The organism is Mycobacterium mantenii (genome assembly GCF_001667865.1).
Classification (GTDB): Bacteria; Actinomycetota; Actinomycetes; order Mycobacteriales; family Mycobacteriaceae; genus Mycobacterium; species Mycobacterium mantenii_A.
In genome coordinates, this window is sequence record NZ_LZJP01000054.1 from 13,094 (window position 1) to 37,031 (window position 23,938).

The 23,938-nt window shown below is 67.2% G+C and carries 23 protein-coding genes; 14 read left to right on the forward strand and 9 right to left on the reverse strand.

The window, feature by feature from the left end; all coding sequences use genetic code 11:
• Positions 1 to 214: 214 nt before the first annotated feature.
• Positions 215 to 1,117 carry an NAD-dependent epimerase/dehydratase family protein gene (locus tag A5688_RS08675; protein ID WP_067827063.1) on the forward strand — a complete coding sequence of 301 codons (903 nt, stop codon included), beginning with the start codon at positions 215 to 217 and terminating at the stop codon, positions 1,115 to 1,117.
• A 205-nt stretch (positions 1,118 to 1,322) separates the two neighbouring features.
• A complete protein-coding gene (locus A5688_RS08680) occupies positions 1,323 to 2,777 on the forward strand; it encodes an aldehyde dehydrogenase family protein (protein ID WP_067827066.1) in 1,455 nt (484 codons plus the stop codon).
• A gap of 71 nt (positions 2,778 to 2,848) precedes the next feature.
• Here A5688_RS08680 and A5688_RS08685 read toward each other — a convergent pair whose 3' ends face one another.
• The gene (locus tag A5688_RS08685; RefSeq protein ID WP_067827068.1) at positions 2,849 to 3,103 is read right to left on the reverse strand and encodes a hypothetical protein; all 255 of its coding nucleotides are present in this window, start codon (positions 3,101 to 3,103) and stop codon (positions 2,849 to 2,851) included.
• 263 nt (positions 3,104 to 3,366) lie between these two features.
• Between A5688_RS08685 and A5688_RS08690 the strand changes: the two genes are divergently transcribed.
• Together A5688_RS08690 and A5688_RS08695 are read left to right on the forward strand one after the other, a co-directional pair.
• Positions 3,367 to 4,014: an SOUL family heme-binding protein gene (locus A5688_RS08690; RefSeq protein ID WP_067827071.1), complete on the forward strand. Its 648-nt coding sequence runs from the start codon at positions 3,367 to 3,369 to the stop codon at positions 4,012 to 4,014.
• 29 nt (positions 4,015 to 4,043) lie between these two features.
• On the forward strand, positions 4,044 to 4,880 hold the full coding sequence (locus A5688_RS08695; RefSeq protein WP_067910038.1) for a class I SAM-dependent methyltransferase: 837 nt from the start codon (positions 4,044 to 4,046) through the stop codon (positions 4,878 to 4,880).
• A gap of 3 nt (positions 4,881 to 4,883) precedes the next feature.
• On the opposite strand, the gene A5688_RS08700 is transcribed toward A5688_RS08695, so the two are convergent.
• Positions 4,884 to 5,894 (reverse strand): NADP-dependent oxidoreductase, encoded by a 1,011-nt coding sequence (locus tag A5688_RS08700; RefSeq protein ID WP_067827077.1) that lies wholly within the window; start codon positions 5,892 to 5,894, stop codon positions 4,884 to 4,886.
• Positions 5,895 to 5,978: 84 nt separating this feature from the next.
• Here A5688_RS08700 and A5688_RS08705 point away from each other — a divergent pair, with 84 nt between their 5' ends.
• Positions 5,979 to 6,644 (forward strand): hypothetical protein, encoded by a 666-nt coding sequence (locus tag A5688_RS08705; protein ID WP_431602659.1) that lies wholly within the window; start codon positions 5,979 to 5,981, stop codon positions 6,642 to 6,644.
• 30 nt (positions 6,645 to 6,674) lie between these two features.
• Entirely contained in the window at positions 6,675 to 7,520 is an 846-nt protein-coding gene (locus tag A5688_RS08710; RefSeq protein WP_067910035.1) for a class I SAM-dependent methyltransferase, read from the forward strand.
• A 9-nt stretch (positions 7,521 to 7,529) separates the two neighbouring features.
• On the opposite strand, the gene A5688_RS08715 is transcribed toward A5688_RS08710, so the two are convergent.
• Complete coding sequence (locus tag A5688_RS08715; protein WP_067827088.1) at positions 7,530 to 8,378, reverse strand: glycoside hydrolase family 16 protein; 849 nt, start codon at positions 8,376 to 8,378, stop codon at positions 7,530 to 7,532.
• 249 nt (positions 8,379 to 8,627) lie between these two features.
• On the opposite strand from A5688_RS08715, the gene A5688_RS27290 reads away from it, so the two are divergent.
• From A5688_RS27290 to A5688_RS08725, 3 genes are all read left to right on the forward strand, one after another.
• On the forward strand, positions 8,628 to 8,843 hold the full coding sequence (locus A5688_RS27290) for a hypothetical protein (RefSeq protein WP_120312363.1): 216 nt from the start codon (positions 8,628 to 8,630) through the stop codon (positions 8,841 to 8,843).
• A gap of 393 nt (positions 8,844 to 9,236) precedes the next feature.
• On the forward strand, positions 9,237 to 11,552 hold the full coding sequence (locus A5688_RS08720) for an acyl-CoA dehydrogenase (RefSeq protein ID WP_067910032.1): 2,316 nt from the start codon (positions 9,237 to 9,239) through the stop codon (positions 11,550 to 11,552).
• Between the two features lie 16 nt (positions 11,553 to 11,568).
• The gene (locus A5688_RS08725; RefSeq protein ID WP_067910029.1) at positions 11,569 to 12,942 is read left to right on the forward strand and encodes a 4-hydroxyphenylacetate 3-hydroxylase N-terminal domain-containing protein; all 1,374 of its coding nucleotides are present in this window, start codon (positions 11,569 to 11,571) and stop codon (positions 12,940 to 12,942) included.
• A gap of 59 nt (positions 12,943 to 13,001) precedes the next feature.
• Here the strand turns inward: A5688_RS08725 and A5688_RS27710 are convergent, their stop codons facing one another.
• Positions 13,002 to 13,175 (reverse strand): hypothetical protein, encoded by a 174-nt coding sequence (locus A5688_RS27710; RefSeq protein WP_165606860.1) that lies wholly within the window; start codon positions 13,173 to 13,175, stop codon positions 13,002 to 13,004.
• Between the two features lie 320 nt (positions 13,176 to 13,495).
• Between A5688_RS27710 and A5688_RS26790 the strand changes: the two genes are divergently transcribed.
• The 3 genes from A5688_RS26790 to A5688_RS08735 all read left to right on the forward strand — a co-directional run bounded on the left by A5688_RS26790 (position 13,496) and on the right by A5688_RS08735 (position 16,302).
• Entirely contained in the window at positions 13,496 to 14,008 is a 513-nt protein-coding gene (locus A5688_RS26790) for a zinc ribbon domain-containing protein (protein WP_082951022.1), read from the forward strand.
• A 156-nt stretch (positions 14,009 to 14,164) separates the two neighbouring features.
• Positions 14,165 to 15,364, forward strand: coding sequence for an LLM class flavin-dependent oxidoreductase (locus tag A5688_RS08730; RefSeq protein WP_067827097.1), 1,200 nt, complete (start codon positions 14,165 to 14,167; stop codon positions 15,362 to 15,364).
• Positions 15,361 to 16,302 (forward strand): LLM class flavin-dependent oxidoreductase, encoded by a 942-nt coding sequence (locus A5688_RS08735; protein ID WP_067827100.1) that lies wholly within the window; start codon positions 15,361 to 15,363, stop codon positions 16,300 to 16,302. The genes A5688_RS08730 and A5688_RS08735 overlap by 4 nt, the downstream gene beginning before the upstream one ends.
• Here A5688_RS08735 and A5688_RS08740 read toward each other — a convergent pair.
• The 5 genes from A5688_RS08740 to A5688_RS08760 form a co-directional block, all read right to left on the reverse strand.
• Complete coding sequence (locus A5688_RS08740; protein ID WP_067827103.1) at positions 16,249 to 17,019, reverse strand: SDR family NAD(P)-dependent oxidoreductase; 771 nt, start codon at positions 17,017 to 17,019, stop codon at positions 16,249 to 16,251. The genes A5688_RS08735 and A5688_RS08740 overlap by 54 nt on opposite strands.
• Complete coding sequence (locus A5688_RS08745; RefSeq protein ID WP_067910064.1) at positions 17,016 to 17,702, reverse strand: GntR family transcriptional regulator; 687 nt, start codon at positions 17,700 to 17,702, stop codon at positions 17,016 to 17,018. The genes A5688_RS08740 and A5688_RS08745 overlap by 4 nt, the downstream gene beginning before the upstream one ends.
• Before the next feature lie 10 nt (positions 17,703 to 17,712).
• A complete protein-coding gene (locus A5688_RS08750) occupies positions 17,713 to 18,354 on the reverse strand; it encodes a carboxymuconolactone decarboxylase family protein (RefSeq protein WP_067827116.1) in 642 nt (213 codons plus the stop codon).
• Between the two features lie 124 nt (positions 18,355 to 18,478).
• Positions 18,479 to 19,156, reverse strand: a complete 678-nt coding sequence (locus tag A5688_RS08755) for a TetR/AcrR family transcriptional regulator (protein ID WP_242660252.1) — start codon at positions 19,154 to 19,156, stop codon at positions 18,479 to 18,481.
• A gap of 106 nt (positions 19,157 to 19,262) precedes the next feature.
• The gene (locus A5688_RS08760; RefSeq protein ID WP_067827105.1) at positions 19,263 to 20,036 is read right to left on the reverse strand and encodes an enoyl-CoA hydratase/isomerase family protein; all 774 of its coding nucleotides are present in this window, start codon (positions 20,034 to 20,036) and stop codon (positions 19,263 to 19,265) included.
• 65 nt (positions 20,037 to 20,101) lie between these two features.
• On the opposite strand from A5688_RS08760, the gene A5688_RS08765 reads away from it, so the two are divergent.
• Together A5688_RS08765 and A5688_RS08770 are read left to right on the forward strand one after the other, a co-directional pair.
• A complete protein-coding gene (locus A5688_RS08765) occupies positions 20,102 to 21,253 on the forward strand; it encodes an LLM class flavin-dependent oxidoreductase (RefSeq protein WP_068268126.1) in 1,152 nt (383 codons plus the stop codon).
• A gap of 233 nt (positions 21,254 to 21,486) precedes the next feature.
• Positions 21,487 to 23,925, forward strand: a complete 2,439-nt coding sequence (locus A5688_RS08770; RefSeq protein ID WP_067831689.1) for a plasma-membrane proton-efflux P-type ATPase — start codon at positions 21,487 to 21,489, stop codon at positions 23,923 to 23,925.
• The last annotated feature ends 13 nt before the right edge of the window (positions 23,926 to 23,938 follow it).

Below are 23,938 nucleotides of genomic sequence, written 5' to 3' on the forward strand. Positions count from 1 at the left end.
TCTTCGCACTCGTAGTGTTGCCCGGCTTCTCGGGACATGATGCCCTCATTTCACGTCATTACCGGACAGCGATTGTTCCGGCGGGTAGACCGATTCGACCGCTAATCCGGCGAAATGGGCCTGAGTCGAATGATGTCGCGGACTCAAGGCGGGAAGTAGGGTCCATCGGCCCTAAACGGAAACACGTCTCCTCAACACCGCTACCATTGCGCGCATGCGCGGCTCGAAAATCCTGATCACCGGCCCTACCGGTCAAATCGCCACCCCCATCGCACGGGCGCTTGCCGCCGACAACGAGGTCTGGGGGATCGCCCGTTTCACCGACCCCGCCGCGCGAGAACGCCTCGAGAAGGCTGGGATTCGTTGTGAGAAGGTGAATCTGGCGGCCGGCGACTTCAGCGCTCTGCCAACCGATTTCGAGTACGTCCTCAACTTGGCGGTGGCCAAGAGCGGCAGCTGGGACAAGGACCTGGCGGCCAACGCGGAGTCGGTCGGCCTGTTGATGGCCCACTGCCGCAACGCGAAGGCCTTCCTGCACTGCTCGTCGGCCGCCGTGTATGACCCGCCCGGCGACGACCCCCGCAGCGAGCGGTCCGCCCTCGGCGACAACCACAAGCCGCTGTTTCCCACCTACTCCATCTCCAAAATCGCCGGCGAGGTCGTCGCCCGATCCGTGGCGCGCGTCGTCGGCCTGCCCACCACGATCGCGCGGCTCAACGTTCCCTACGGCGACAACGGCGGGTGGCCGTTCTATCACATGGAGATGATGCTGGGCGGCATCCCGATTCCGGTCCCGCCCGGCGAACCCGCCCGCTACAACCCGATCCACGAGGACGACATCATCGCGACCATCCCCAAGCTGCTCGAGGTCGCGTCGGTCCCGGCGACCACGGTCAACTGGTGCGGCGACCAGACCGTCAGCCTGCAGGAGTGGTGCGACTACCTCGGCTCACTCGTCGGCGCGGAGCCGATCTTCGAGGCGAGCGAACAGGCGTTGCGCGGCAACCCCACCACCACCGACCGGATGCACGAGCTGATCGGCGGCACGTCGGTCGACTGGCGCGACGGACTCCGCCGCATGGCGGCGAAATTCCACCCGGACCTCGTCGGCGTCTAGGGCACGGTCGCCCCACCGACCAGCGATACGGCCTCGCGACCGCGCCGCGCGCGATCCCGGGGGAAACGTCATCTGCATCCGAGAACTGCGCGGAGCCCATCCGCCTGCGGGTGCTTGACCAGCCGTGTGCACAATGCTAAGCAAGTGCTCAGCACTGAGCGCATATGGCGCTGCGGCGCCACGAGTGGCATACGAAAGGGATCAGATGACGGTGCAGGCGGTATTGGACGACATTCGCAAGCGCCCCGGAACGGGTGACGTCATCGCGGTCATCGATCCCGCGACCGAGGAGACGATCACCGAATTCACCGACTGCGGGCAGGAAGCGGTCAACGAGGCCGCCGCGCGGGCGAAGGCGTCCTTCGAGTCGGGTGTCTGGTCCGAGCTTCCGGGCCGCGAGCGGGCCAAGATCTTGTGGCGGATCGGTGACTTGATCGACGAGCACGCCGAGGAGTTCGCGCAACTCGACTCGCTCAACACCGGCATGCCGTTGCTGCAGGCCCAGTTGCAGATGTCCACCTGCTCGGAGTTCTTCCGGTACTACGCCGGTTGGTGTTCGAAGATCAACGGCGTCGCCTACGACGTGAAGACCGACGGCATCGCGACCGACAACTACGTCAACATGCACGCGTACACGCTCAAAGAGCCCTACAGCGTGGTGGGCCTGATCTTCCCGTGGAACGGCCCCATCTTCAACGCCAGCGCGAAGCTCGCGCCGGCCCTGGCCGCGGGGGGCAGCCTGCTCGTCAAGCCCGCCGAGGAGACGCCGCTGTCGGCGCTGCTGTTGGACAGGCTCATCCACGAGGCGGGCGTGCCCGAGGGCGTCGTCAACCTGCTGACCGGTTACGGCCACACCGCGGGCGCCGCGATCACCGCGCACCCCGATGTCCAGAAGGTCGCCTTCACCGGGTCGACCGAGGTCGGCAAGGAGATCGTGCGGGCCTCGGCGGACAACCTGAAAAAGGTCACGCTGGAGCTCGGCGGCAAATCGCCGGTGCTGATCTTCGACGACGCCAACCTGGACAACGCGATCATGATGGCGTCGCTGGGCATCTTCGTGCACTCGGGCCAGGGCTGCGTGTGCGGGTCGCGCATCTTCGCCCAGCGCGGCGTCTACGACCGGGTCGTGGAAGGCATTGCGATGATGGCGAATTCGTTCAAGCTGGGCGCCCCCAGCGAGGAGGGCTGCGTCAGCGGCCCACTGATCAGCCAGAAGCAACTGAACCGCGTCATGGGCTTCATCGACGAGGGCCGCAAGGACGGCGTCGAAGTGGTCACCGGCGGCCACCGGCTGGACCGCAAGGGCTACTTCGTCCACCCGACGGTGCTCACCAACGTCGACACCAGCATGCGGCTGTACCAGCAGGAGATCTTCGGCCCGGTGGTCACCATCCTGCCGTTCGACGACGAGGACGAGGCCGTGGCCCTGGCCAACGACACCACCTACGGCCTGGCGGCCACCGCCTGGACGGAGAACCTCGGCCGGGCCCACCGGATCATGCGGCGACTGCAGGCCGGCAGTGTCCAGGTCAATTGCCAGCTGGTCTTCGACCACGATGTGCCGTTCGGCGGCTACAAGCAGTCCGGCTGGGGACACGAGTTCGGTAGAGAGGGCCTCGAGATCTACCTCAAGACGAAGTCGGTCTGGGCTCAGCTCTAGATTCGTCGTCTCGCGGCGAAAAGTCCCGGACCACAACAGGTCCGGGACTTTTCCGACGGCCGTCAGAGGGGTCAAGATCCCTTGTTGTAGCGGGTGAGGAATCCGACGGAGGCCACCGCGGCGGCGGTTCCGATCACGCCCCACAGCACCAACTGGAAAGCCATCGCGCCGAAAAACCAGCCGAAAGTCAATCCGATGTAGAGCATCCAGATCAGCCGGAAAAAGCTCCAGACCGCGACCAGGCCGGTGCTGATCCCGATGTACAGGCTTCGCTGCCGATCGACACGGTTGATCTGTTCCTGGATGCTGGTGGGCACGATGTTCATTTGCTGTCTTCCTTTCGTGGGGCGCCGCCTCGTTGGCGTCGTCGTTGCGCCAAGTACAGACCCGCGAACCGGCTACCGATCCCAACCGCCGCGCGCGACGACGGCAGCGCTACCCCTGCCTCGCGCCGGATGGCAAGGGTCGGGTGGCACCGCTATCGGGGAGTGAGCTCACTTGCCGGCACCCGGGCGCGGGTGGGTCAATGCAACTGAAACACCGCGATCGCGGGGGATCGCGTCCGCCGCTCGACTCGAGGGAGGGTCCCATGATGAATCCGATCAAGCTCGCCGAGCAGGTCGCCGAATCGGTCCTGGCGGTGGGCGGCATCCGGGTGGGCACCGAGGAGCCCCAGTACACGCACCGCCGACTTACCGACACCGTCGAGATCCGCCGCTACGGTCCGCGGATCGCCGCCGAGACGGTTGTCGACGCCGACGAAAACCGCGCCCGCAACGAAGGGTTCCGCCGATTGGCGGGATACATCTTCGGCGGTAACCGGCGCGATCAATCGATCTCGATGACGGCACCGGTCAGCCAGCAATCGAGCCGGGGCGGCGAGCGGATCGCGATGACCGCACCCGTCGCCCAATCCGCCGGCACCGAGAGTGGCTGGGCCATCAGGTTTTTCATGCCCGCCAAGTGGACGATGGAGACCCTTCCCGCGCCCAACGACGACCGGGTCCGTCTCGTCACCGTGCCGCCCGCGACCGTGGCGGTGCTGCGATTCAGCGGCGACCGCAGCCCCAAGGCGGTCAGCGCCCGCACGGGCGAGCTGTTGACGATATTGCGGGACAAGGGGATTCAACCGATTGGCGATCCCGAGGCCTGGTTCTACGATCCGCCGTGGACGGTGCCGATGCGGCGTCGCAACGAGATCACCGTCGTCGTCGATCCGGCCTCGGTGCCCGACTAGCCGGCACGGCACGGCTACGGTTTGGCGTGATGAATCCTCGGGACAACCCGCACACCGATGCCGGGCTGCTGACCGGTGTCTCGGAAACGGCGCTTCTCACCCTTTACGGACGGGCATACCAGGCCGGGCGCCCGGACCCGATCATCGACGACCCGGCGGCCGTCAGGCTCGTCGAGTCCATCGACTTCGACTTCGAAAAATTCGGCCGCAAGGGCCAGGAGATGGCGCTGCGCTCGCTGGCCGTCGACCGGTGCGCGATCGACTACCTGACCACGCACCCCCGGGCGACCGTCGTCGCGCTTGCCGAAGGCTTCCAAACGTCCTTCTGGCGCCTGGACCGCGCGCTGCCCGACCCGCAATTCAGGTGGGTCTCGGTGGACTTGCCGCCGGTCGTCGAACTTCGACAGCGCCTGCTGCCGCATTCCGCACGCATCACCCACCTCGCGCAATCCGCGCTCGACTACGGCTGGATCGACAAGGTCGACGCCGGCAACGGCGTGTTCATCACCGCCGAGGGTCTCTTGATGTACCTGCAGCCCGGCGAGGCGCTGGAACTGATCGCCCAGTGCGCCAGAAGCTTTCCCGGCGGCCAGATGTTCTTCGACCTACCGCCGACGATCGTCAAGCGCATCGCGCGGAACGGGCTGCGTTCGTCCAAGCGCTACCGGGTGCCGCCGATGCCGTTCAGCCTCTCGGCGCGTCAACTGGCGAAATGGGCACAGACCACGCCCGGCATCCGCGCCGTGCACGATGTGCCGATGCCCAAGGGGCGGGGCGTGTTCTTCGGAACGCTGTACCCCGCGTTGTGGCGGTTCCCGCCGTTGAAGCCCTACCGGGGGATCTACGCCCTGCTCGAATTCGGTTGAGCCTCAACCGACCTTGACCACCAGCTTGCCGACGTTCTTTCCGTCGAACAGCATGTTGATCGCCGTCGGCAACTGCTCGAACCCCTCGACGACGGTCTCGAGGGGCGTGAGCTTTCCGGCCTCGATCAGGCCGGCGATCTCGCCGATCGCCTCCGGGGCGCGCTCGAAGTGATCCAGCACGATGAAGCCCTGTACGGTGGCGCGCTGAATGAGCAGGTTGCCGAATGCGCGCGGACCCGGCGGGGGGTCTTCGGCGTTGTAGCCGGAGATCAGGCCGCAGAGCGCGACGCGGGCGCCGATGTTGAGGCGCGCGAAGATCGCGTCCATCAGGTCGCCGCCGACGTTCTCGAAGTCGACGTCGATGCCGTCGGGCGTGGCCGCCGCCAGTTGGGCGGCCCAGTCGTTCGCACGGTGGTCGACGGCCGCGTCGAAGCCGAGCTGATCGGTCAGCAGCGCGCATTTCTCGGGCCCGCCGGCGATGCCGACGACACGAGCACCGGCGGCCTTGGCGAGCTGGCCCGCGACCGAGCCGACCGCGCCGGCCGCCGCGGAGACGACGACCGTCTCACCGGGCCGCGGCTTGCCGATGTCGCGGATCCCGATCCACGCGGTCAGCCCGGTCATGCCCAGCGCGCCCAGGTAGGCGCTCGGCGAGATGCCCTGCGCGACGTCGACCGGGTTCACCATCGCCGTGTCGTCGAGGATCGCGTACTCCTGCCAGCCGAGCAGGCCTTGCACCTGCTGGCCGACCGCGAATCTGGCGCTCTTGGACGCGACCACCTCACCGAGCCCGGCGGCGCGCATGACCTCGCCGATGCCGACCGGGGGCAGGTACGTCGGGGTGTCGTTGATCCACATGCGGTTCGTGGGGTCGAGCGAAATCCAGTCGACCCGCACGAGCGCCTGGCCATCGCCGAGCTCGGGGATCGCCTCGTCGCTCAGTTCGAAAGTGTTTGGGCCGATGCGTCCGGTGGGTCGTTCGCGGAGCAGGAAGCGACGGTTTTGTCCGGTCATTAGCGCACCGTACCCTCAGCGCACGCGGGCGTTCTACCCTGCACAAAGGGGGCCGCTCGACCGGAGGTGCGCTCGATGAAGGTGATGTCGCGAGTTGTCCTGGTCTCGCTCGCCGCGATCGCAGTGGCGGCTTTCGTCCAGCCCGGATCCGCGTTCGCCGATCCGCCGCCCACCCAGGTGATCGCCGTGATGGCCGTCGGGCCCGGCGGCGAAGCGATCAACGGCTATCACGTGTTGTCCGGGCCGGACAACGTCGGGCGAGCGAGCGAGTGCTCGGAGCCGTCACCGTCGGCGGTGGCCGACAACGTCTACTACTGTTCGCCGAGCGCGGCCGGGGCGGGCACCTGCTGGCCGTCCACGCCGGGATCGCTGCTGTGCGTGGACAATCCGTGGGACAGGCAGCTACACCGGGTGATGTTCGACGGTCAGCTTCCGCCCGTGCACGCGACCGCCAACCCGGACCCGTTCGCGCTTACCCTCGACGACGGCACCCGCTGCCTGTTGCGCAACGGGGGCGCGTGGGGTGGACGGGCCGACGGCTACGTCGGCGTCTACGGATGCGGCGGCGCCGGCAGCGACCTCGCCGTGCTGTGGCTGCCCAGCCAGGGCGCCGGATCCTGCATCGACCGCTCCTCGGCGGCGTGGACCGTCAAGGTCGGTCGCCTCGGCGCACCCGACGCCGTCCTTCCGCCGCCTGCGACCCGCACCGTGACCGAGGCCTGGCTCGCCGGGGGCAGGGCTGGTCAGTAGGGCGGCGCCGGGGCTGCTATAACGCAACGTATGTCAGGCGACGCGCACACGATCACCCATGTCTCCGACACCGCCCGCTGGACGGCGTTGCACCGGGCGACCGAATCGGCCCGCCCCGATGCGCTGTTCCGCGACCCACTCGCGGAACGCCTCGCCGGTGCGCACGGCCGCGCGATCGTCGACAACGTGCGCTGGACGGATCGCAGCGGTTTTTGGCTGGTCGCTCGCACCAAGCTCATCGACGACGCCATCGCCGAAGCGCTCGCGAACGGCTGCGACCGGGTGCTGAATCTGGCCGCCGGCCTGGACACCCGGCCCTACCGCTTAGACCTCCCGCCCGATCTCACCTGGATCGAGGCCGACCTGCCTAAGTTACTGGAGGAGAAGACGCAAGTACTCGGCGATCAGACCCCGCGCTGCCGGCTCCGCCGCATGGCGGTTGACCTCGCCGACCCGCACGCCCGAGACGCGTTCTTCAACGACGCGCTGGATGGTGCCGCGAAGGCCTTCGTGCTGACCGAGGGTCTGTCGATGTACCTCGAGCCCACCGCCGTCGCCGGGCTTTCGGATGCGATCAAGCGCCCCGAGGTCGCGTGGTGGATGCTCGATTTCGCCTTTCCGGGCCTGAAGAAACGGATCAACAAGAACGTCGCCGGAATTTCGGAAAACGCGCCGTTCAAGTTCGCACCCGACAACGGCCTGGCCTTTTTCGAAGACCTTGGTTGGCGGACCGTGGAGGCGGAGTCGGTACTGGTGGCCGCCCACCGATTGCATCGCCTACCGTTCTGGATGCGTCCGCTTGCCTGGCTGCCTCGGCCGGATTTGCGCCGTCCGGGCGGCAAATCGTCGAGTGCGGTCGCCCTGCTCACCCACTGAGGGCGGCTCCTACCAGACGCGAATCCAGTCGATGAGCATGTCGGCGGGGTAGCTGCCCGGGCCCGGGTCTTCGCCACCCGAACCGGCGACCGCGAGGTTGAACACGGGATACGCCGCGTACCCGGGCGCGTTGAACGGCCAGTCCGGCAGCGAGCTGGCCGGCACGTCGAAGTAGGGCGCCGCGCCGTCGGTGTAGTCCTTCCAGAACCGGATGCCGGCCTCGTCCCACTGCGTGCGCCAGGTGTGCCAGGCGCTGTCCACCGCGATGTTGTGCGTCTTCCATTCGCCGCCGTTGGCCTTGGCGTGCACGGTGGTGGCCGACGGCCATTTGCCGTTGCCGTACCACTCCATGACGTCGATCTCACCCTGGTCCTCATTGCCCAGCCAGTAGGCGGGCCAGGCACCGGGGGTCAGGCAGTCCAGCTTGATCCGCGCCTCCCAGGTGTGGCCGACACCGCCGCGCCACAGGCTCTGCACCTTGCCGCTGTAGTAGGTGGGGCCATCCTTGGCGGCGCGCAACACCAGGTTGGACTTGCCGTCTACGAACACGTTGCGCCGATCATCGCGGTACTGCCCGATGTTCTCGGGTCGTTCCCAGAAGGTCGGGTCCTTGATCGTCTCGCGGGCTTTGGCGACCGCCCATTTCGACCCATCGGGGGCCGAACCGGCCGGGCCGTCGAAATCGTCCGAGAAGATGTAGTTCCCGGATTGACTGCTGGGCGCGGCGGGCGGCGGTATCCGACCAGCAGGCTCGTCCCGCCGGGGCGGGTAGGCCCAGGCCTTGGGGGCCGGCAGCGTGGCTGCCAGCACGCCGATCCCGGTTGTCAAAATCATGCGGCGGCGATCGATCTCCGGCATAAGCAAGGGACCCTAGCAGCCAACCGTGCACAACGTTGAAACGGGAATTCTGTCGGTGCCTGTCGCTATGGTTCAGATCGCGGTCGGACCAGCACGGACGACAGCACGACAGTGGCAACGGATTACGCTCCCGAATTCACGGCCAATTCTCATCTTGGCCGGTGGTTTGGTCTCAGGATTCGGGGGGCATTCTGGAATCACGATCCGATAACCACACTGTTGTAGCTTTTGCGGGTGGTACTGAGAGGAGTGACGATCGTGGCGAATACATCAGAAGGCACGGTTATTTTCCTTCAGTCCCATCCACTGTGGGCCGCCGCTAAACGCCGGGAACGCGAACGCAACGAAGCAATGCGACGTCATCCCTCGTATCGCGCTCGTCAGCGCGCCGCGGCCGCCGGCAGCCCGGCCGTTCCGATGGTCCGCAACTTCAAGCTGTACTCGAGCGGCAACACTCCGGCCTGAATTCGCCACAAATTGTGGTGACCCGTTTGGAACTGGGCGCCGGAAAGATAACGCCGATCAACGAATAACTCGTGGCGCCGGCCAAAACCTTCAGGTTTTGGTCGGGGCATTTGCGGCTCCACCGGCACCGCACCGGTGGGCCAATGTCCGCGGATGCGCTAACACCGCGCCGTCCGGTTATCCCGCGGCCACGATCCCGTCTTCGGCCATCGTTTACACCCCACGGACTCGATCATTCTGCCGGGGATGCCACGCCTCTGCCGAAATCGGGTGGGCTGGTCACAACCGGGCCGGGGGCCGCGCCGGGCGATTGCATACAACTAGCAGCGGGTCGATAGAATCGGCTGGCAAACGGTTATTGACACCCGTCAATTCGGCTCTACTGTATACAAAATGGCCGTCTCGCTCGACGCGCTGTCGTCTGCCTCCGAACTCGACGACCTGCGCGCCATGGTGCGCAAACTCGTCGCCAAGCGTCTTCCCCTGTCCGAGATGCGGCATGCCGACCCGGCGACCGCACGCCGGGCGGGGTGGGCGGAGCTGGCCGAGCTGGGCCTGCTCGGCATTGCGATTCCCGAGCAGTACGGGGGCAGCGGCGCCGGGCTGACCGAACAAGGCGTCGTCCACGAGGAACTCGCGCGGGAATTGGGGGCGGTGCCCTATCTGTCCACCGTTTGCCTGGCGGCCGAAGCGCTGCTGGCCTCCGGCGACGACGCCGCGTGCGCGGAGCTCCTGCCCGGGGTCGCCGCCGGTGAGCTGACGGCCACGCTCGCCGACGGCACCGGCCGGGCCGAGCGCCGGGGGCCGACCTGGGTGATCTCCGGCGAGTTCCACCACGTTCCCGATGGCGGCGACGCTCACGTCGTCCTGGTCGCCGCGGACACCGACGGCGGCGCCACGCTGTACGCCGTGACCGGCTCCGACGGTGTCCACCGCGATCGACTGGCCACGTTGGACGGCACCCGGGGGCTTGCCAATCTCCGACTGACCGGCGCGCCGGCCCGCCAGGTCGGCGCGGCGGGCGGGGCCGGGGCCGTCCTGGCCCGGGTGCGCCTGCGCGCGACGGCACTGCTGGCCGCCGAGCAGGCGGCCGTGCTCGCCGAGCATTGCGTCGCGCTCACCAGGCAATACCTGTTGGATCGACGGCAGTTCGGTCGGCAGATCGGGGCCTTCCAGGCCCTCAAGCACCGTCTGGCGGACGCCGCGGTGCGGGCCGAATTGTGCACCGGCAGCGCCTGGTACGCGATCCGGCAGCTGGCCGACGGCGCGCCCGACGCGGAGTTCGCCGTGACGGTGGCCGCGGCCGCATGCGGGGAAGCCGCGGTCCAGAACGCCGCCGAAATGATTCAGCTGCATGGCGGCATCGGCTACACCTGGGAGCATGTCGCGCACCTGTACCTGCGGCGCGCCAAGGCCGACCAGTATCTGTGGGGGACCCCGTCGGCGCACCGCGACCGGCTCGGCACGGCTGTCGCCGAAAACCGTTCGACGGCAACAGAAACCGTATCGGCCCACGCCCCCGGCGAAGCGCCGGCGCTCGACCAGCTGCGCCGCTGGCTGGCCGACAACCTGACCGCAGAGATCGCCGACGACCACGCACCGCCGCCGCGCGGCGAGAACTACTCACCCGTGCGCCGCGACTGGTATCGCCGCCTCGGCGAGGCCGGCTGGGCCACGCCGACCTGGCCGACCGAATACGGCGGGCGCGGCCTGGGGCGCGACGAGGGCGGTGCCGCGGTGGAGGAGTTGCGGCGCCGTGGTGTCGACCGGCCCGAGGAGGATTTCGTCGGCGTCTGGCTGGCGGGTCCGACGATTCTGCAGTGGGGCACCGACGAGCAACGCGACACCTACTTGCGGCCGCTGGCCCGCGGCGACCACCGCTGGTGTCAGCTGTTCAGCGAACCCGGCGCCGGATCGGATCTGGCGTCGCTGTCCACCTCGGCGGTACGCATCGACGGCGATCGCTGGCTGGTCAACGGGCAGAAAATCTGGAGTTCCTTCGCCGACACGGCCGATTTCGGGCTGTTGATGGCGCGCACCGACCCGGCGCTGCCCAAACATGCCGGCATCACGTATTTCCTGCTCGACATGCGCACGCCGGGCGTGGAAGTGCGGCCGCTTCGGCAGATGACCGGCGACGCCGAGTTCAACGAGGTCTTCCTGACCGACGTGGTGCTGCCGGACTCGGCGCGCCTGGGCCCGTTGAACGCCGGATGGAAGGTCGGCATCAGCACCTTGATGCAGGAACGCAACAGCCTCACCGGGCCTCCCGTCGTCGGCCCCGGCGTGGCCGACCAGCTCATCGCCGAGGCGGTAGACAGCGGAGCGTGGCAGCGCGCCGATGTGCGAGATCGCTTGCAGCACATGCTTGTCGACGAGCGTGCGCTGCAGAGCGCCAGCATCCGGGCCAGCGTCGCCGTGGACCGCAGCCCCGGGGCCATCGACTCCATCCGCAAACTCGAAAGCGCGGACCTGCATGAGCGCGCGGGCCGAATCCGTATCGACCTGCGGCCCGAGCTCACCATCGGCTGGCCCCTCGATGCCGAAATGCCTGCGGGCACAAGGTCTTTTCTGGAGATGAAGAAATACTGCATCGCCGGCGGGACCTCGGAGATCCAGCGCAACATCATCGCCGAACGCGTGCTCGGACTGCCCCGCGAGCCCGACCCGGATCGCGACAAACCCTTCAACCAGCGGACCAGTCGATAGAGGAGACTCCCCAACCATGATGACCGGCGAGCAGTACAAGAATTCACTCCGCGACGGACGGCGGATCTACCAGGACGGCAAGCTGGTCGCCGACATGGACACCGATCCGCTGCTGGCGCAGGCGCTCGACGCGGTGGCCGCCGGTTACGACCAGTACCACCGGCCGGACGCCGACGCGGTGAACCCGTTGGTGGAGGCGCCGCGCAGCGTCGAGGAGTTGCGCGACCGGGTGCCGATCCTCACCAGCATGGACCTGCTGCTCAACGTCACCTACCAATCGCTGATGACGCTCGTGGTGGCGGCAGCGCGACTTGCCGACGCCCACCCGGAGTTCGTCGCCCGCATCAATGCCTATGTGGCACAGGCACGCCGGGATGACATCCGCATCGCCGAGTGCATCACCGACTCCAAGGGTGACCGGTCGAAGGCGCCCGCCGCGCAGGAAGACGCCGACCAGTATGTGCGCGTGGTGGAGCGCCGCGCCGACGGGGTGGTGATCCGCGGCGCCAAGCTGCACATCAGCGCCGCACCGTTCGCCCATCACCTGATGGTGATGCCGACCAAGTCGATGAAGCCGGGGGAGGAGGACTACGCGATCGCCTGCGCGGTACCGGTCAACGCCCCCGGGGTGCACATCATCAGCCGCACCGTGCAGGCCCGCGGCGGGGACGAGCGTGATTACCCGGTGAGTGCCCGGCGCAGCATGCCGGACGGGTTCGTGATCTTCGACGACGTGTTCGTCCCGACCGAACACGTGTTCCTCGATGGCGTTGCGGCACAGGCCGGAATCTTTGCGCACTCGCTGGGTCTGTGGGAGCGGCTCGGGGGCACCGCGGTGATGGTGGAACAGGCCGACGAGATGGTGGGTCTGGCGCAGTTGATGGCCGAAGCCAACGGGACCGCCCGGGTGTCACACATCCGGGAGAAGATCGACGAGATGATGATCCACGCCACCAACCTGCGGGCCGGCATGGAGGCGGCGATCAGCAACGCCCACACCACGCCCGAGGGCTACTACTATCCCGACGACCTGTACACGAACGCGACCAAATACCTTGGCGCGGCGAACTTCAACCTGATGGTGCGCCATCTGCACGACATCGCCGGCGGCGGGGTGATCACCACTCCGTCGATGGCGGACCTGGACAACCCGGACATCGGCCCGCAGTTGCGCAAGTACTTGACCGGAGCGTCCGACGTCTCCGGGGACGCCCGCGCCAAGCTGTTCCACGCCATCCGCGACACCACTGCCGATTCCTATGGCGGCTGGCATCTGGTGACCAACGTGCAATCCGGCGGCGGGCTGTTCGCCCAGCGCCTCGTGACGCGCAAGCACTACGACATGGAACGCGCCAAGCGCCTGGCGCGGCATGCCGCCGCACTGGACTAGCGATCGCAGGCGCGACCGTATCGACCGCAAGCGCGGCGCTGCCGGGCGCTCATCCCTGCCTAGCAGCCGAAGCCACCGATCGCTGCACAGACCAGCCCTGCCGCCGCAGTCCCGGATATGCCCAAATCCGACTGCACGATGTTGTACAGCGCGTCATCGTCTACCTGCGCCATCAGATCGCAAACCTTGTAGCTCTCGGCGAGGAGCTGGGAGGCAGTGAAGGTCGGGTCCAATATTCATCGTGAAGCACGCTGACACGAACCCGGAGCACAACAATGAAGTCCTCAAGGGAGATACGCATTCTCATCGGCGTGCGCCGATGGTACGAGCGTAACCAGTCCTCCGCAGATCACCAACGCGCAACCACGCGGGTTATGTTCATTGGCCGGGCTTTAATGCGGTCGTCTCGGATGCGCGCGGGAAATTAAACAATTCGGGATGTCAGTACGCCCATGAGCGCATACGCTCCGAACTGCCAAGCGGCGGCAGCCAATTGCGTCCGCTTGACGCTCGGTCGACAAAGGGGGCACGAGTCAACTTGGAAACTGCAATCTTGCTGTGGCTTTTCTGTGCGGCTATCGGGGCGGCAATCGCGAAGTCGAAGAATCGCAACTGGACCGAGGGCTTGCTGCTGGGTGGTTTGCTCGGCGTGCTCGGTGTAATCATCGAACTTTTCTTGCGCGCTCAAGCGCCCGGCCTGCCGCCATCCGGCTGGTATCCCGATCCCGAGGGGAGCGGCAGTGAGCGGTTCTGGAATGGCAAAGAATGGACCGACTTTGCGCCGCGCCCAATGCACAGCAGCACGCCGCAAACACCAGACGTGGTCCGAGGACCAACCAAGAAATGCCCAGACTGTGCCGAAACAATCCTTGCCGCCGCCAAGGTCTGCAAGCATTGCGGCTACCGCTTCACTCCTTCGAGCGCACCCGAGACGGCGGTGATTCCGCGGGGCAAGTCCACCAAGGTGAGGTGCCACAAGTGCCAACATGTGCAGACAGTTCCACAGAGCGAGTCGGCATTCGTCTGCGAGCAGTGTGACGCAAAACTGAAACGCCGAACGACCTAAGCTTCTGCGCTGCCCGTAATCGGCACCTCTGGTTTGCACCCCAAAAGACTCGGCAAAGTCCATGACCGCAAACCCCTGCAGGGCGCGATGGGATCGCCCGCCCGACGCCGCCGCCGCGTGCTTGCATGAACGTGAACGTAGACGTAGATTCAAGCCATGCGCTTTGGTGTCTTCATCGCCCCCTACCACATGGTCGGCGACAATCCGACGCTCGCATTCGAGCGTGACCTGCAACTAGTCGAAGCCGTCGAGGACCTCGGCTACGAGGAGGCCTGGTTCGGCGAACACCATTCCGGCGGAACGGAAATCATCGGCGCGCCGGATCTGATGATCGCGACGGCCGCCGCCCGCACCAAGCGCATCCGGCTGGGCACCGGGGTGGCCTCGCTGCCGTATCACCATCCATTCATGTTCGCCGACCGCATGGTGCAACTCGACCACCTGACCCGTGGGCGCCTGATCGTCGGCGTCGGGCCCGGGGCGCTGCCGGGGGATGCCTACATGATGGGCATCGAAACCACCCGCCAGCGCGACATGATGCTCGAGTCCCTGGACGCGGTGCTGGAGCTGTGGCGCGATGAGGCGCCGGTGAACCGGCAGACCGACTGGTTCACGCTGCGCGACGCCCGATTGCAGCTGCGCCCGTACAGCAAGCCCAACATCGAGGTCAGCGTGGCGGTAACGGCCTCCCCGTCCGGCCCGGTGGCTGCAGGCAAGTTCGGCATCGGATTGCTCTCCATCGCGGCCACCCAGAAGAAGGCGTTCGAGGCACTGGCCCGCAATTGGCGCACCGCCACCGAAACCGCCGCCGCGCACGGAACCACGGTGAGCCGTCAGGGCTGGCGGATGTGCGGGCCGATGCACATCGCCGAATCCGAGGAACAGGCCCGCAAAGACGTCGAAATCGGTCTGGCGCAATGGGTCGACTATTTCCAGAATGTCGGCGCGATACCAATTTTGGGCGATTTCGACCCCGGCGAAGACATCGTGTCCGCGGTGAATGAGACCGGCGTGGGAGTGATCGGCACACCCGACATGGCGATCGACCAGCTCCGCCGGCTGGAAAAGCAGTCCGGGGGCTTCGGCACCTACCTGTTGATGGCGCACGAATGGGCCAACCGTGAGGCCACGCTGCGCTCCTACGAGATGATCAGCCGCTACGTGATGCCGGTGTTTCAGGATTCCATCGAACCGCTCGCGCGCAGCCGCGACTGGACGATCTTCCACCGTGAAACGTTGATGGGCAGCATCACCGACGCGATCGTCGGCGCGACACAGCAATTTCTGCAGGAGCGGGACGCCCGTCGCCGCGCCGAGAACGACGCTCAGATCGAAACCCTGCACGCGCGCCAGTGACCGATTTCGGGGCACTGCTGTTTCCCAACGTCGCCTGGGCCACGCTGGTGGACCGCTGCGAACGTGCCGAGGAATTGGGTTTTCGCAGCCTGTGGATCGACGATCACGGCACCAATCCGCAAGCGCCCCGGTCGAATTGGTTCGAAGCCTTCACCACGCTGGCCGGCCTGGCCAACTGCACCCGCCGGATCCTGCTGGGGCCGCTGGTGTCCAACGTCATCCTGCGGCACCCGGTGATGCTGGCACGCCAGGCCGTCTCCGTCGAGAACATGTCGGGCGGACGCCTGCAACTGGGAATCGGAGCGGGATACGCCCCCACCGATCACGAATTCGTCGGCACCGCGCCCTGGACGCGCGACGAACGCGCGAAACGGTTCGCCGAAGCGGTCGAGTTGGTCGATGCGCTACTGCGCGCCGAACCGGTCGACTTTTGCGGCACCCATTACCAGGTCCGCAACTTTCGGTTGCGGCCCGCACCGCTGCAACGACCTCGACCGCCGATATGCGTTGCCGCACATGATTGTTCGAGCCTGCGGCTGGTCGCACGGTTCGGCGACATCTGGAGCTCCTTCGGCGGGTGGGGGTTGTCGTCGCCGCGGCTGCACCAGATCACCGCCGAGCGATCGGCCGCCCTCGACGAATTCTGCGCCGAAATGGGCCGCGATCCCTCAAGCATCCGCCGGCAGATCCTGGCCGGCAACCCCGCGACCACACCGGACCCGATCTGGTCGTCGGTGGGGGCCTTCGATGAATGGGTGGCCGGTTGGGAACAGGTGGGCATCGACGAGATCGTGCTGTACTTCCCGCCCGAACTGCTCTACGAGCCGGCCTTGATCGACCCCGCCGTCACCGAACACCTGCGCGGCCTGCTGTTCGCTCGCCGGTCACGTGATCAGGGCGCCGCCGTCGACGGGCAGCACGGCACCGCTGACGAATGACGACGCCGGACTCGCCAGGAACAGCACCGCGGCGGCAACCTCGTCGGGTTCGCCCAACCGCGCCGCCGGCACCCGGGTGGCGACGAAGTCATCGTTGAAGCCGTCCGGGGTGAGCTCGGTCAGCCCGGACGACAGGAACCCCGGGGCGACCGCATTGACCCGAATGCCCTTGCGCCCGGTCCACTGTCGGGCCAGATCGCGGGTCAGCCCCAGCAGTCCCGCCTTGCTCGACACGTAGCCCGCCTGCGGCAGCGTCGTCGTGGTCACCCCCAGGATGCTGCTGATCATCACCACGGCCGAGCCGGGTCGCATCAATCGGCCACACGCCTGGCTCATCCAGTAGGCACCCATCAGATTCACCTCGACGGTGCGCCGGAACTGTTCCGGGTCTTCGCGCGTCGCCGGTGCGGCCGTGCCGACACCGGCGTTGTTGACCAGCACATCTACCCGGCCAAACCGGTCGAGGACCTGATCCGTTGCCGCCGTGCACGATTCGGGATCGGAGACGTCGACCCGGAAGGCCGCCGCGTCGATGCCGTTCTCGCGCAGAACCGCGCAGCGGGCTTCGGCCTCGTCGAGGCGCCGGCTCCCCATGGCGATTTGTGCCCCCGCACCGCCGAGTGCGCGCCCGATAGCCACCCCCAGCTCGGAAGTCGCCCCGGTCACGACGGCGACGCGGTCGTCCAACCGGAAGCGTTCGCCGACGCCGACGGTCACGAAGCGTGCGTTTCGGTCTCGCGACCCTGTTGCGATCTCAACATCAGCAGGGAATCGCGGCCCTGCAGGATGTGCTCGGCCATCAGCGCGCCGGCCCGCAGCGGCTCGCCGGCCGCGATCGCGTCGCGCACCATGCGGTGAAACAGATTCGACCGCTCACGTTCTTCCCGCCCCTGGTGCCGAAACACCTGGTAGACCAACGGAATATCGACGGCGTGTTCCAGCAGCGCGGACAACCGCCGATGCTGCGCGCCCACGACGATCGCCTGATGAAAAGCGCTGTTGGCAGCGGTGATACGACGCAGACCGGCGTCGGGCGAACCGCCGGACATCAGCTCGATGCCCTGATCGAAGTCCGCGATGGCGGCGTCGAGCGCGGCGATACCGTCATCGCCCATCCGGGTCGCGGCGCGTTCGGCCGCCAGCGACTCCAGTCGGGCACGCAGCTCGTACTGGTCCCGGATGTCGGTGTCGGACATGGTCGCGACGACGGCGCCGCGGTTGCGCTCGATGGTGACCAGGCCGTCGGCCGCCAACGCCCGCAACGCTTCTCGCACGGGCGTGCGGGACAGGTCGAACATCTCGCCGATGCGTTGTTCGACCAGGCGCGAGCCGGGCTCGAACTCGCCTTCGGCGATGGCACGCCTGATGAGCCGGTATGCCAGCTCCGAGCGGCCATCCATCTCGCTCACGTCAGTCGTTCCCGGAGGTTGCGGCACCGATGTCGAGCACACCGCCGCCTTCCGGGTCGACGACCTCGACCGTCGGGTCGTCGACGTCATCGAACTCCAGTCGCAATGCCCGGGACATGATCGCGTGCATCACATACATGGTGGTGGTGTAGGTGAATTCCAGGATCTCGGTGTCGCTGAAGACTTCCCGCAATTGGGTCATCAGCCGCTCCGGCACCCGGCCATGTTGTCCCGCAAGGCAATCCGTGTAGGCGAGCAGCAGCCGTTCGGTCTGGTCGAAACAGTCCGCCGTCTGCCAGGACGGTATGGCCTCGATCTTCTCCTCGGACAGTCCCGCCGACCGGCACGCCTTGCAGTGCTGGGAGAAGACGAACTGGCTGCCGACCACCCAGCCCGCCCGGATCTGGCCCAGCTCGCGGTGATCGGCCCGGATGGAGACCTCTTCGCGGTAGAGGCGGAAGCCGCGCACGGCATGGCGCAGGGCGGCGGGGGACTGCGCCATCACTGTCCACCAGTTGCCCGGCGTGCCGCCGACAGTCCCGGGCTCGGCCACCGGGTCACGATCGCCGAACATGAAGTCGTACATCTTCAGGGTGAATTCGTCGGTGACTTCGTCCCGCGGGATCGGCGTCAGACGCGGCATCGCGTCTCCTCTCGGGCTGGCGCGCATTGGGCAAGGCTGCAGATTGCATTCAATCCTAGGCCGTGCTACTGCGTCAACGCAGCTCGCGATCACCCGGAACGGGAGATTGCGTACAGTCTGCGGGTCAGGGCCGCAGACCGGCCAGCACCATCGCGGCGAAGGCATCACCGATCTCGGCCAGCGAATTGCGTCCACCGGGGACATACCAGCGGTGAATCCAGTTGTGCATGCCCAGGATGCCGAGCATGGCCAACCGCGGGTCCACATCCGAACGGAACGCGCCGGCCGCGACGCCCTCTTCGATGATCGCCAGCAGCGTCTTGCCGTAGGCGTCGGCGTTGGTGACGATGCCCTGCGCTTCGGGAATGGTTGCGATGTGCTGACTTTCGCCGAACAGCAGAAAGAGTTCGGGGTACGTCGCGAGATCGGTGATGTAGGAGCCCAGGGCGCGACGCAACTTCTCCTCGGGCGCCGCGTCGGATTCGAGCGCTTCGCGGCAATGCCGGGTCATCTCGTAGGCCGGCTGCTCGATGAGCGCGATCAGCAGCTCCTCTTTGGTGCCGACGTAGTAATACAGCGAGGCCCGGTTGATGCCGACCTCGACGGCGACGTCTTCGAGCCGCGCCCGGGCGAATCCCTCGCGACGGAACACTTCGGTGGCGCCCTTGAGAATGGTCTGCCACCGCTCGTTGGACGCGCGGCGGTCGGCATTGCGCCGCTCATGGCGGCGACGGGCGTTATCGCTCTGGTCGCGTACGGCTGGAATCGTCGGCCTCCTTGTGTACGGGTGTCGTGTTGTCAAAATACGCCAGTCCGCGGGCTGACCTGAGGATTAGCGCATCTGTCAACGTGAACGTTGACGTTGACAAACTGGTGGCAGCGTTTTAGCGTCCCTACTGATGCACGCCTCACGCGCGGCCCAACTTCGCCATCGCGGCGCGAAAATCGTCGTGCTCCATCGCCGCCGCCTCGAGGGCGAGGGAGAACGGCAGCACCGCGCCCGACGCCATTGCGAGCAGTCGATTCACCGCCGCCTTGGTGCCCTGCACCGCCTGGGGGGCCAGGGTTGCGAGCCGGTTTGCCATCGCCATCGCGGCGGGCAGCACGTCGGCCGGCGCAACAACACGGGAGACCAGGCCGTAGCGTTCTGCCTCCGCGGCGGTGAGGAGCTCGCCCGTCATCAGCAGGTATTTGGCGCGGTTGAGTCCGACGAGCAGCGGCCAGATCACCGCCGCCCCGTTGCCGGCCGGCAGCGCGGCGTGTACATGCAGGTCGCCGAGTTTCGCCGACTCGGACATGTACGAGACATCGGCCAGGGTCGCCAGCACTGCGCCCAATCCGATCGCGTGCCCGTTGACCGCGGCCACCAGCGGCTTGGTCAGCGCCACGATGTCGTCGACGATGTGGCGCGCCTCCTCGATCGGGGTTCGTCCCGAACTGGGTGCGTACTGGCGATCGCTGGACTCGTCGCCGCCGGCGGAGAACGTTCGGCCCGCCCCGGTCAGCACGACGGCGCGCACCCGAACGTCGTCCTGGGCCGCCGCGAACACCCGGGACAGCTCCGAATGCATCACGTCGTCGACGGCGTTGGCCTTGTCCGGCCGGTTCAGCGTCAGCACCGCGACGGCGGTCGCGCCGTCCACGGCGATATCGATGGTGCGGTATGCGGCGGGATCGAGCATCACAGGCGTCCCCTTGGTGACGAGTTGAGCATGAACGTGGACGTAGATTATAGGAGCAGGACGGCATGTTGAGATTCGGAACATTCATCGCCCCCTACCACCCGGTCCGCGAGAGCCCGCTGACCACCTACGAGCGCGACCTCGAACTGATCGAATGGTGCGACCGGTGGGGATTCGACGAGGCATGGGTGGGCGAGCACCACTCAGCGGCGTGGGAGAACATCGCCGACCCGGCGATGTTCCTGGCGGTCGCCGGGCAGCGGACCCGGCGGATCAGGCTCGGCTCCGGCGTGGTCAGCCTGCCGTACCACCACCCGATGATGGTGGCCGACCGATTCGTGCAGCTGGACTACCTGACCCACGGCCGGGCGATGCTCGGTGTCGGCCCCGGGGCGCTGATCTCCGACGCCACGATGATGGGCATCGATCCCAGCACGCAGCGACCGCGGATGAACGAGGCCCTCGGCGTGATCGTCCGGCTGCTCGCCGGTGAGGTCGTCACCCATCACAGCGACTGGTTCACCTTGAACGAGGCTCGGCTGCAGATGCTTCCGGTCAACGGCTCGATGCCGATCGCCGTCGCATCCAGCACCTCGCCCTCGGGCATGACGGCCGCGGGCACGCACGGAGTGGGTGTGCTGTCGCTGGGCGCCGGGCTGATCGGCGGCAAGAAAGACCTGGCGGCGCACTGGGCGCTCGGCGAGAAGGCCGCCGCGGAAAGCGGCAAGCAATTCCGCCGCGACGACTGGCGCCTGGTGATTCGCGCCCATCTGGCGCACACCCGGGAACAGGCCAAGGCCGAGGTGATCGAGGGGCGCGAAGCCGAACGTGTCGGGTACTTCAAGCGGGTCGCGGGGCTGAAGAACGACTACACCCTGGACCAGGAGATCGAGGAGGACGCCGCGATCGTGGGCACGCCCGACGACATGATCGAGGCGCTGCACCGGCTGCAGAACATCGCCGGCGGATTCGGTGGCTTCCTGGTGCTGGCCGGCGACTGGGCGGACCGCGAGGCCACGCTGCGCAGTTACGAATTGATGGGCCGCTACGTGATTCCCGAATTCCGCGGGCACATGGATCCGCTGCGCGCCAGCTACGACATGGTGGTCGCGAAGAAGCGCGACTACGGCGCGCCGGCGATGGCCGCGATCAAGAAGGCCTACGAGGACGCCGGCCAGCAGATGCCCGAGGACCTCAACCCCACCAACCTGCGTTAGGTGTGGCCCGGCCGGCGCCGGGATCAACGGCGTACCGCGTTGCCGCCGCACGGTCCGATGCGCGAATCCGTCTGCGCTCTAAGCGGTTTGTGACGTGCCTAACGGTTGACGTCGCGGCGGCGGAGCCGGCGAATCAGGTCCACCGCAATTTAAGGGCGTTCGGCCCTACTCGGCATGCGGCGAAGGTGCGACCGTGAACCGGAATGCGATGAGCCGCTGTGGGGAGCCCCGTCTTGACAGAGACCGCCGACGAACTTGCCGCGTTGCCGCTGCCCCAACTGCTGTCCGAATTGGAAAGCTCTGCAGCAGGTTTGACGGCCGCGGAGGCACTGCAGCGTCTTCAGAAGTACGGTCCCAACGAGATCGCCGAGCAGCATCGCAATCCGGTGCTGGAGTTTCTGGGATATTTCTGGGCGCCGATCCCGTGGATGATCGAAGTCGCGCTGGCCTTATCCCTGACGACCCGGCACTGGACCGACGCTGTGATCATCGGGGTGCTGCTGGCAATGAATGGGCTGGTGGCCTATGCCGAGGAGCACCAGGCGGCCAACGCGATCGCCGCGCTCAAGCAACGGCTGGCGTCGACGGCGCGGGTGTTGCGCGACGGCGCGTGGGTGACCGTGGCCGTGCGCGAGCTGGTGCCCGGCGACGTGGTGAGGGTGCGCCTCGGTGATGTGGTGTCCGCCGATCTGCGGGTGCTCGACGACGTCACGCTCGAGGTGGACCAGTCGGCGCTGACCGGCGAATCGCTGGCCGTGAGCCGCGGGCAGGGCGACGGCGTGTACTCCGGGTCCGTGCTGGTGCGCGGGGAAGCCGACGCGCTGGTGTGCACGACCGGGCCGTCGTCGTACATGGGAAAGACCACCGCGCTGGTGCAGAGCGCGGGCACGGTCAGCCACTTCCAGCGCGCGGTGCTGCGCATCGCCAATTACCTGATCGTAATCGCGCTCGCGCTGGTCACCTTGACGGTCGTCGTCTCGCTGGTCCGGGGCAATCCCGTGCTGCAGACGCTGGAGTTCGCGCTGGTGGTCACCATCGCGTCGATTCCCGTGGCGCTGCCGGCGGTGCTGTCGGTCACCATGGCCATCGGGGCGCGCCAGCTGGCCCGCCACGAGGCCGTAGTCAGCCACCTTCCCGCCGTCGAGGAACTCGGCGGCATCGATCTGCTGTGCTCGGACAAAACCGGCACCCTGACCCAGAACCGCCTCGCGGTCGCCGCGCGCTGGAACGTCGCCGCCATCAGCGACGACGAGCTGCTCACGGCCGCCGCGCTGGCCTCGCGCGTCGAGGACAACGATGTCATCGATCGGGCGGTGCTCGCGGCCGCGGGCCGACAAGCTGCGGCGCGGGTCGACGAGTTCGTTCCGTTCGACCCGGTGAGCAAACGCACGGAGGCGCTGGTGCGTGATTTTGACGGTCGGACGTTTCGGGTCAGCAAGGGCGCCCCGCAGGTCATCGCCGCGCTGTGTGACGGGGACGGCGCCGCGGCCCTGGTCGACGAGGTCGTCGAAGGTTTTGCCAGGCACGGGCACCGGTCCCTCGGGGTGGCAAAAACCGACGGCGGCGGGTCCTGGCGGCTGATGGGTGTGCTCGCCTTGGCGGACCCGCCCCGCGACGACTCCGCGGCGACCATTGCCGCCGCCAAGGACCTCGGCATCGACGTCAAGATGGTTACCGGCGATCAGGTCGCCATCGGCCGCGAGATCGCCCGCCAGGTCGGCCTGGGCGAGCAGATCCTGGACGCCGCCATCCTCGACGACGCCGCTGACGACGACGATTTGGGCGCCCGGGTCGAGGCGACCGACGGGTTCGCGCAGGTGTTTCCCGAGCACAAGTACCACATCGTGCGGCTGTTGCAGGCACGCGGCCACATCGTCGGGATGACCGGCGACGGCGTCAACGATGCCCCCGCGCTCAAACAGGCCGATGCCGGCATCGCGGTGTCCGGAGCCACCGACGCGGCGCGCGCAGCGGCCGACGTGGTCCTGCTGGCACCCGGGTTGTCGGTGATCGTGGCAGCGATCGGGCTGGCCCGCGAGATCTTCGCCCGGCTGACCAGCTATGCGACCTACCGCATCGCCGAAACCATCCGGGTGCTGCTGCTGATCACCTTGGCCGTGGTGTCGATGAACTTCTTCCCAGTCACCGCCGCAATGATCGTGTTCCTCGCGCTGCTCAACGACGGCGCGATCCTGTCCATCGCCTACGACCACGTGCGCGGCTCGGACAAGCCAGTCAAGTGGGACATGCGGGCGGTGCTCACCATCGCCACCGTGCTGGGTGTCATCGGCGTCGTCGCGACCTTCGCGCTGTTCTTCGTCGCGGACAAGGCCTTCGGCCTCAGCCACGACACGATCCGCACCATGATCTACCTCAAGCTGTCGGTCGCCGGGCAGCTGACCATCTTCCTGACCCGTTCCCGTGGCCCCTTCTGGTCGCCGCCCGCGCCCGCACCGCTGCTGCTGGGCGCGGTCGTCACCGCGCAGACAATCGCGACCCTGATCGCCGTCTACGGGGTGGCGATGACGCCGCTCGGCTGGCGGTGGGCCGGTGCGGTGTGGGCCTACGCGGTGGTGTGGTTTTTGTTCAACGACCGCGTCAAGCTCGCGGCCTACTGGTGGCTTGATCACCACTCCCGGCGCAGCGCCCGAACCACGGGCGCCGCACGCTGATTCGCCGTGCGCG

Coding starts and splice junctions, on each gene's coding strand:
- A5688_RS08720 (WP_067910032.1), top strand. CDS start 9,237: ATGGCCGTCTCGCTCGACGCGCTGTCGTCTGCCTCCGAACTCGACGAC.
- A5688_RS08675 (WP_067827063.1), top strand. CDS start 215: ATGCGCGGCTCGAAAATCCTGATCACCGGCCCTACCGGTCAAATCGCC.
- A5688_RS08760 (WP_067827105.1), bottom strand. CDS start 20,036: ATGCTCGATCCCGCCGCATACCGCACCATCGATATCGCCGTGGACGGC.
- A5688_RS08765 (WP_068268126.1), top strand. CDS start 20,102: ATGTTGAGATTCGGAACATTCATCGCCCCCTACCACCCGGTCCGCGAG.
- A5688_RS08705 (WP_431602659.1), top strand. CDS start 5,979: ATGTCGCGAGTTGTCCTGGTCTCGCTCGCCGCGATCGCAGTGGCGGCT.
- A5688_RS08745 (WP_067910064.1), bottom strand. CDS start 17,702: ATGGATGGCCGCTCGGAGCTGGCATACCGGCTCATCAGGCGTGCCATC.
- A5688_RS08725 (WP_067910029.1), top strand. CDS start 11,569: ATGATGACCGGCGAGCAGTACAAGAATTCACTCCGCGACGGACGGCGG.
- A5688_RS08715 (WP_067827088.1), bottom strand. CDS start 8,378: ATGCCGGAGATCGATCGCCGCCGCATGATTTTGACAACCGGGATCGGC.
- A5688_RS08685 (WP_067827068.1), bottom strand. CDS start 3,103: ATGAACATCGTGCCCACCAGCATCCAGGAACAGATCAACCGTGTCGAT.
- A5688_RS08730 (WP_067827097.1), top strand. CDS start 14,165: ATGCGCTTTGGTGTCTTCATCGCCCCCTACCACATGGTCGGCGACAAT.
- A5688_RS08710 (WP_067910035.1), top strand. CDS start 6,675: ATGTCAGGCGACGCGCACACGATCACCCATGTCTCCGACACCGCCCGC.
- A5688_RS08680 (WP_067827066.1), top strand. CDS start 1,323: ATGACGGTGCAGGCGGTATTGGACGACATTCGCAAGCGCCCCGGAACG.
- A5688_RS08700 (WP_067827077.1), bottom strand. CDS start 5,894: ATGACCGGACAAAACCGTCGCTTCCTGCTCCGCGAACGACCCACCGGA.
- A5688_RS08750 (WP_067827116.1), bottom strand. CDS start 18,354: ATGCCGCGTCTGACGCCGATCCCGCGGGACGAAGTCACCGACGAATTC.
- A5688_RS08690 (WP_067827071.1), top strand. CDS start 3,367: ATGATGAATCCGATCAAGCTCGCCGAGCAGGTCGCCGAATCGGTCCTG.
- A5688_RS08695 (WP_067910038.1), top strand. CDS start 4,044: ATGAATCCTCGGGACAACCCGCACACCGATGCCGGGCTGCTGACCGGT.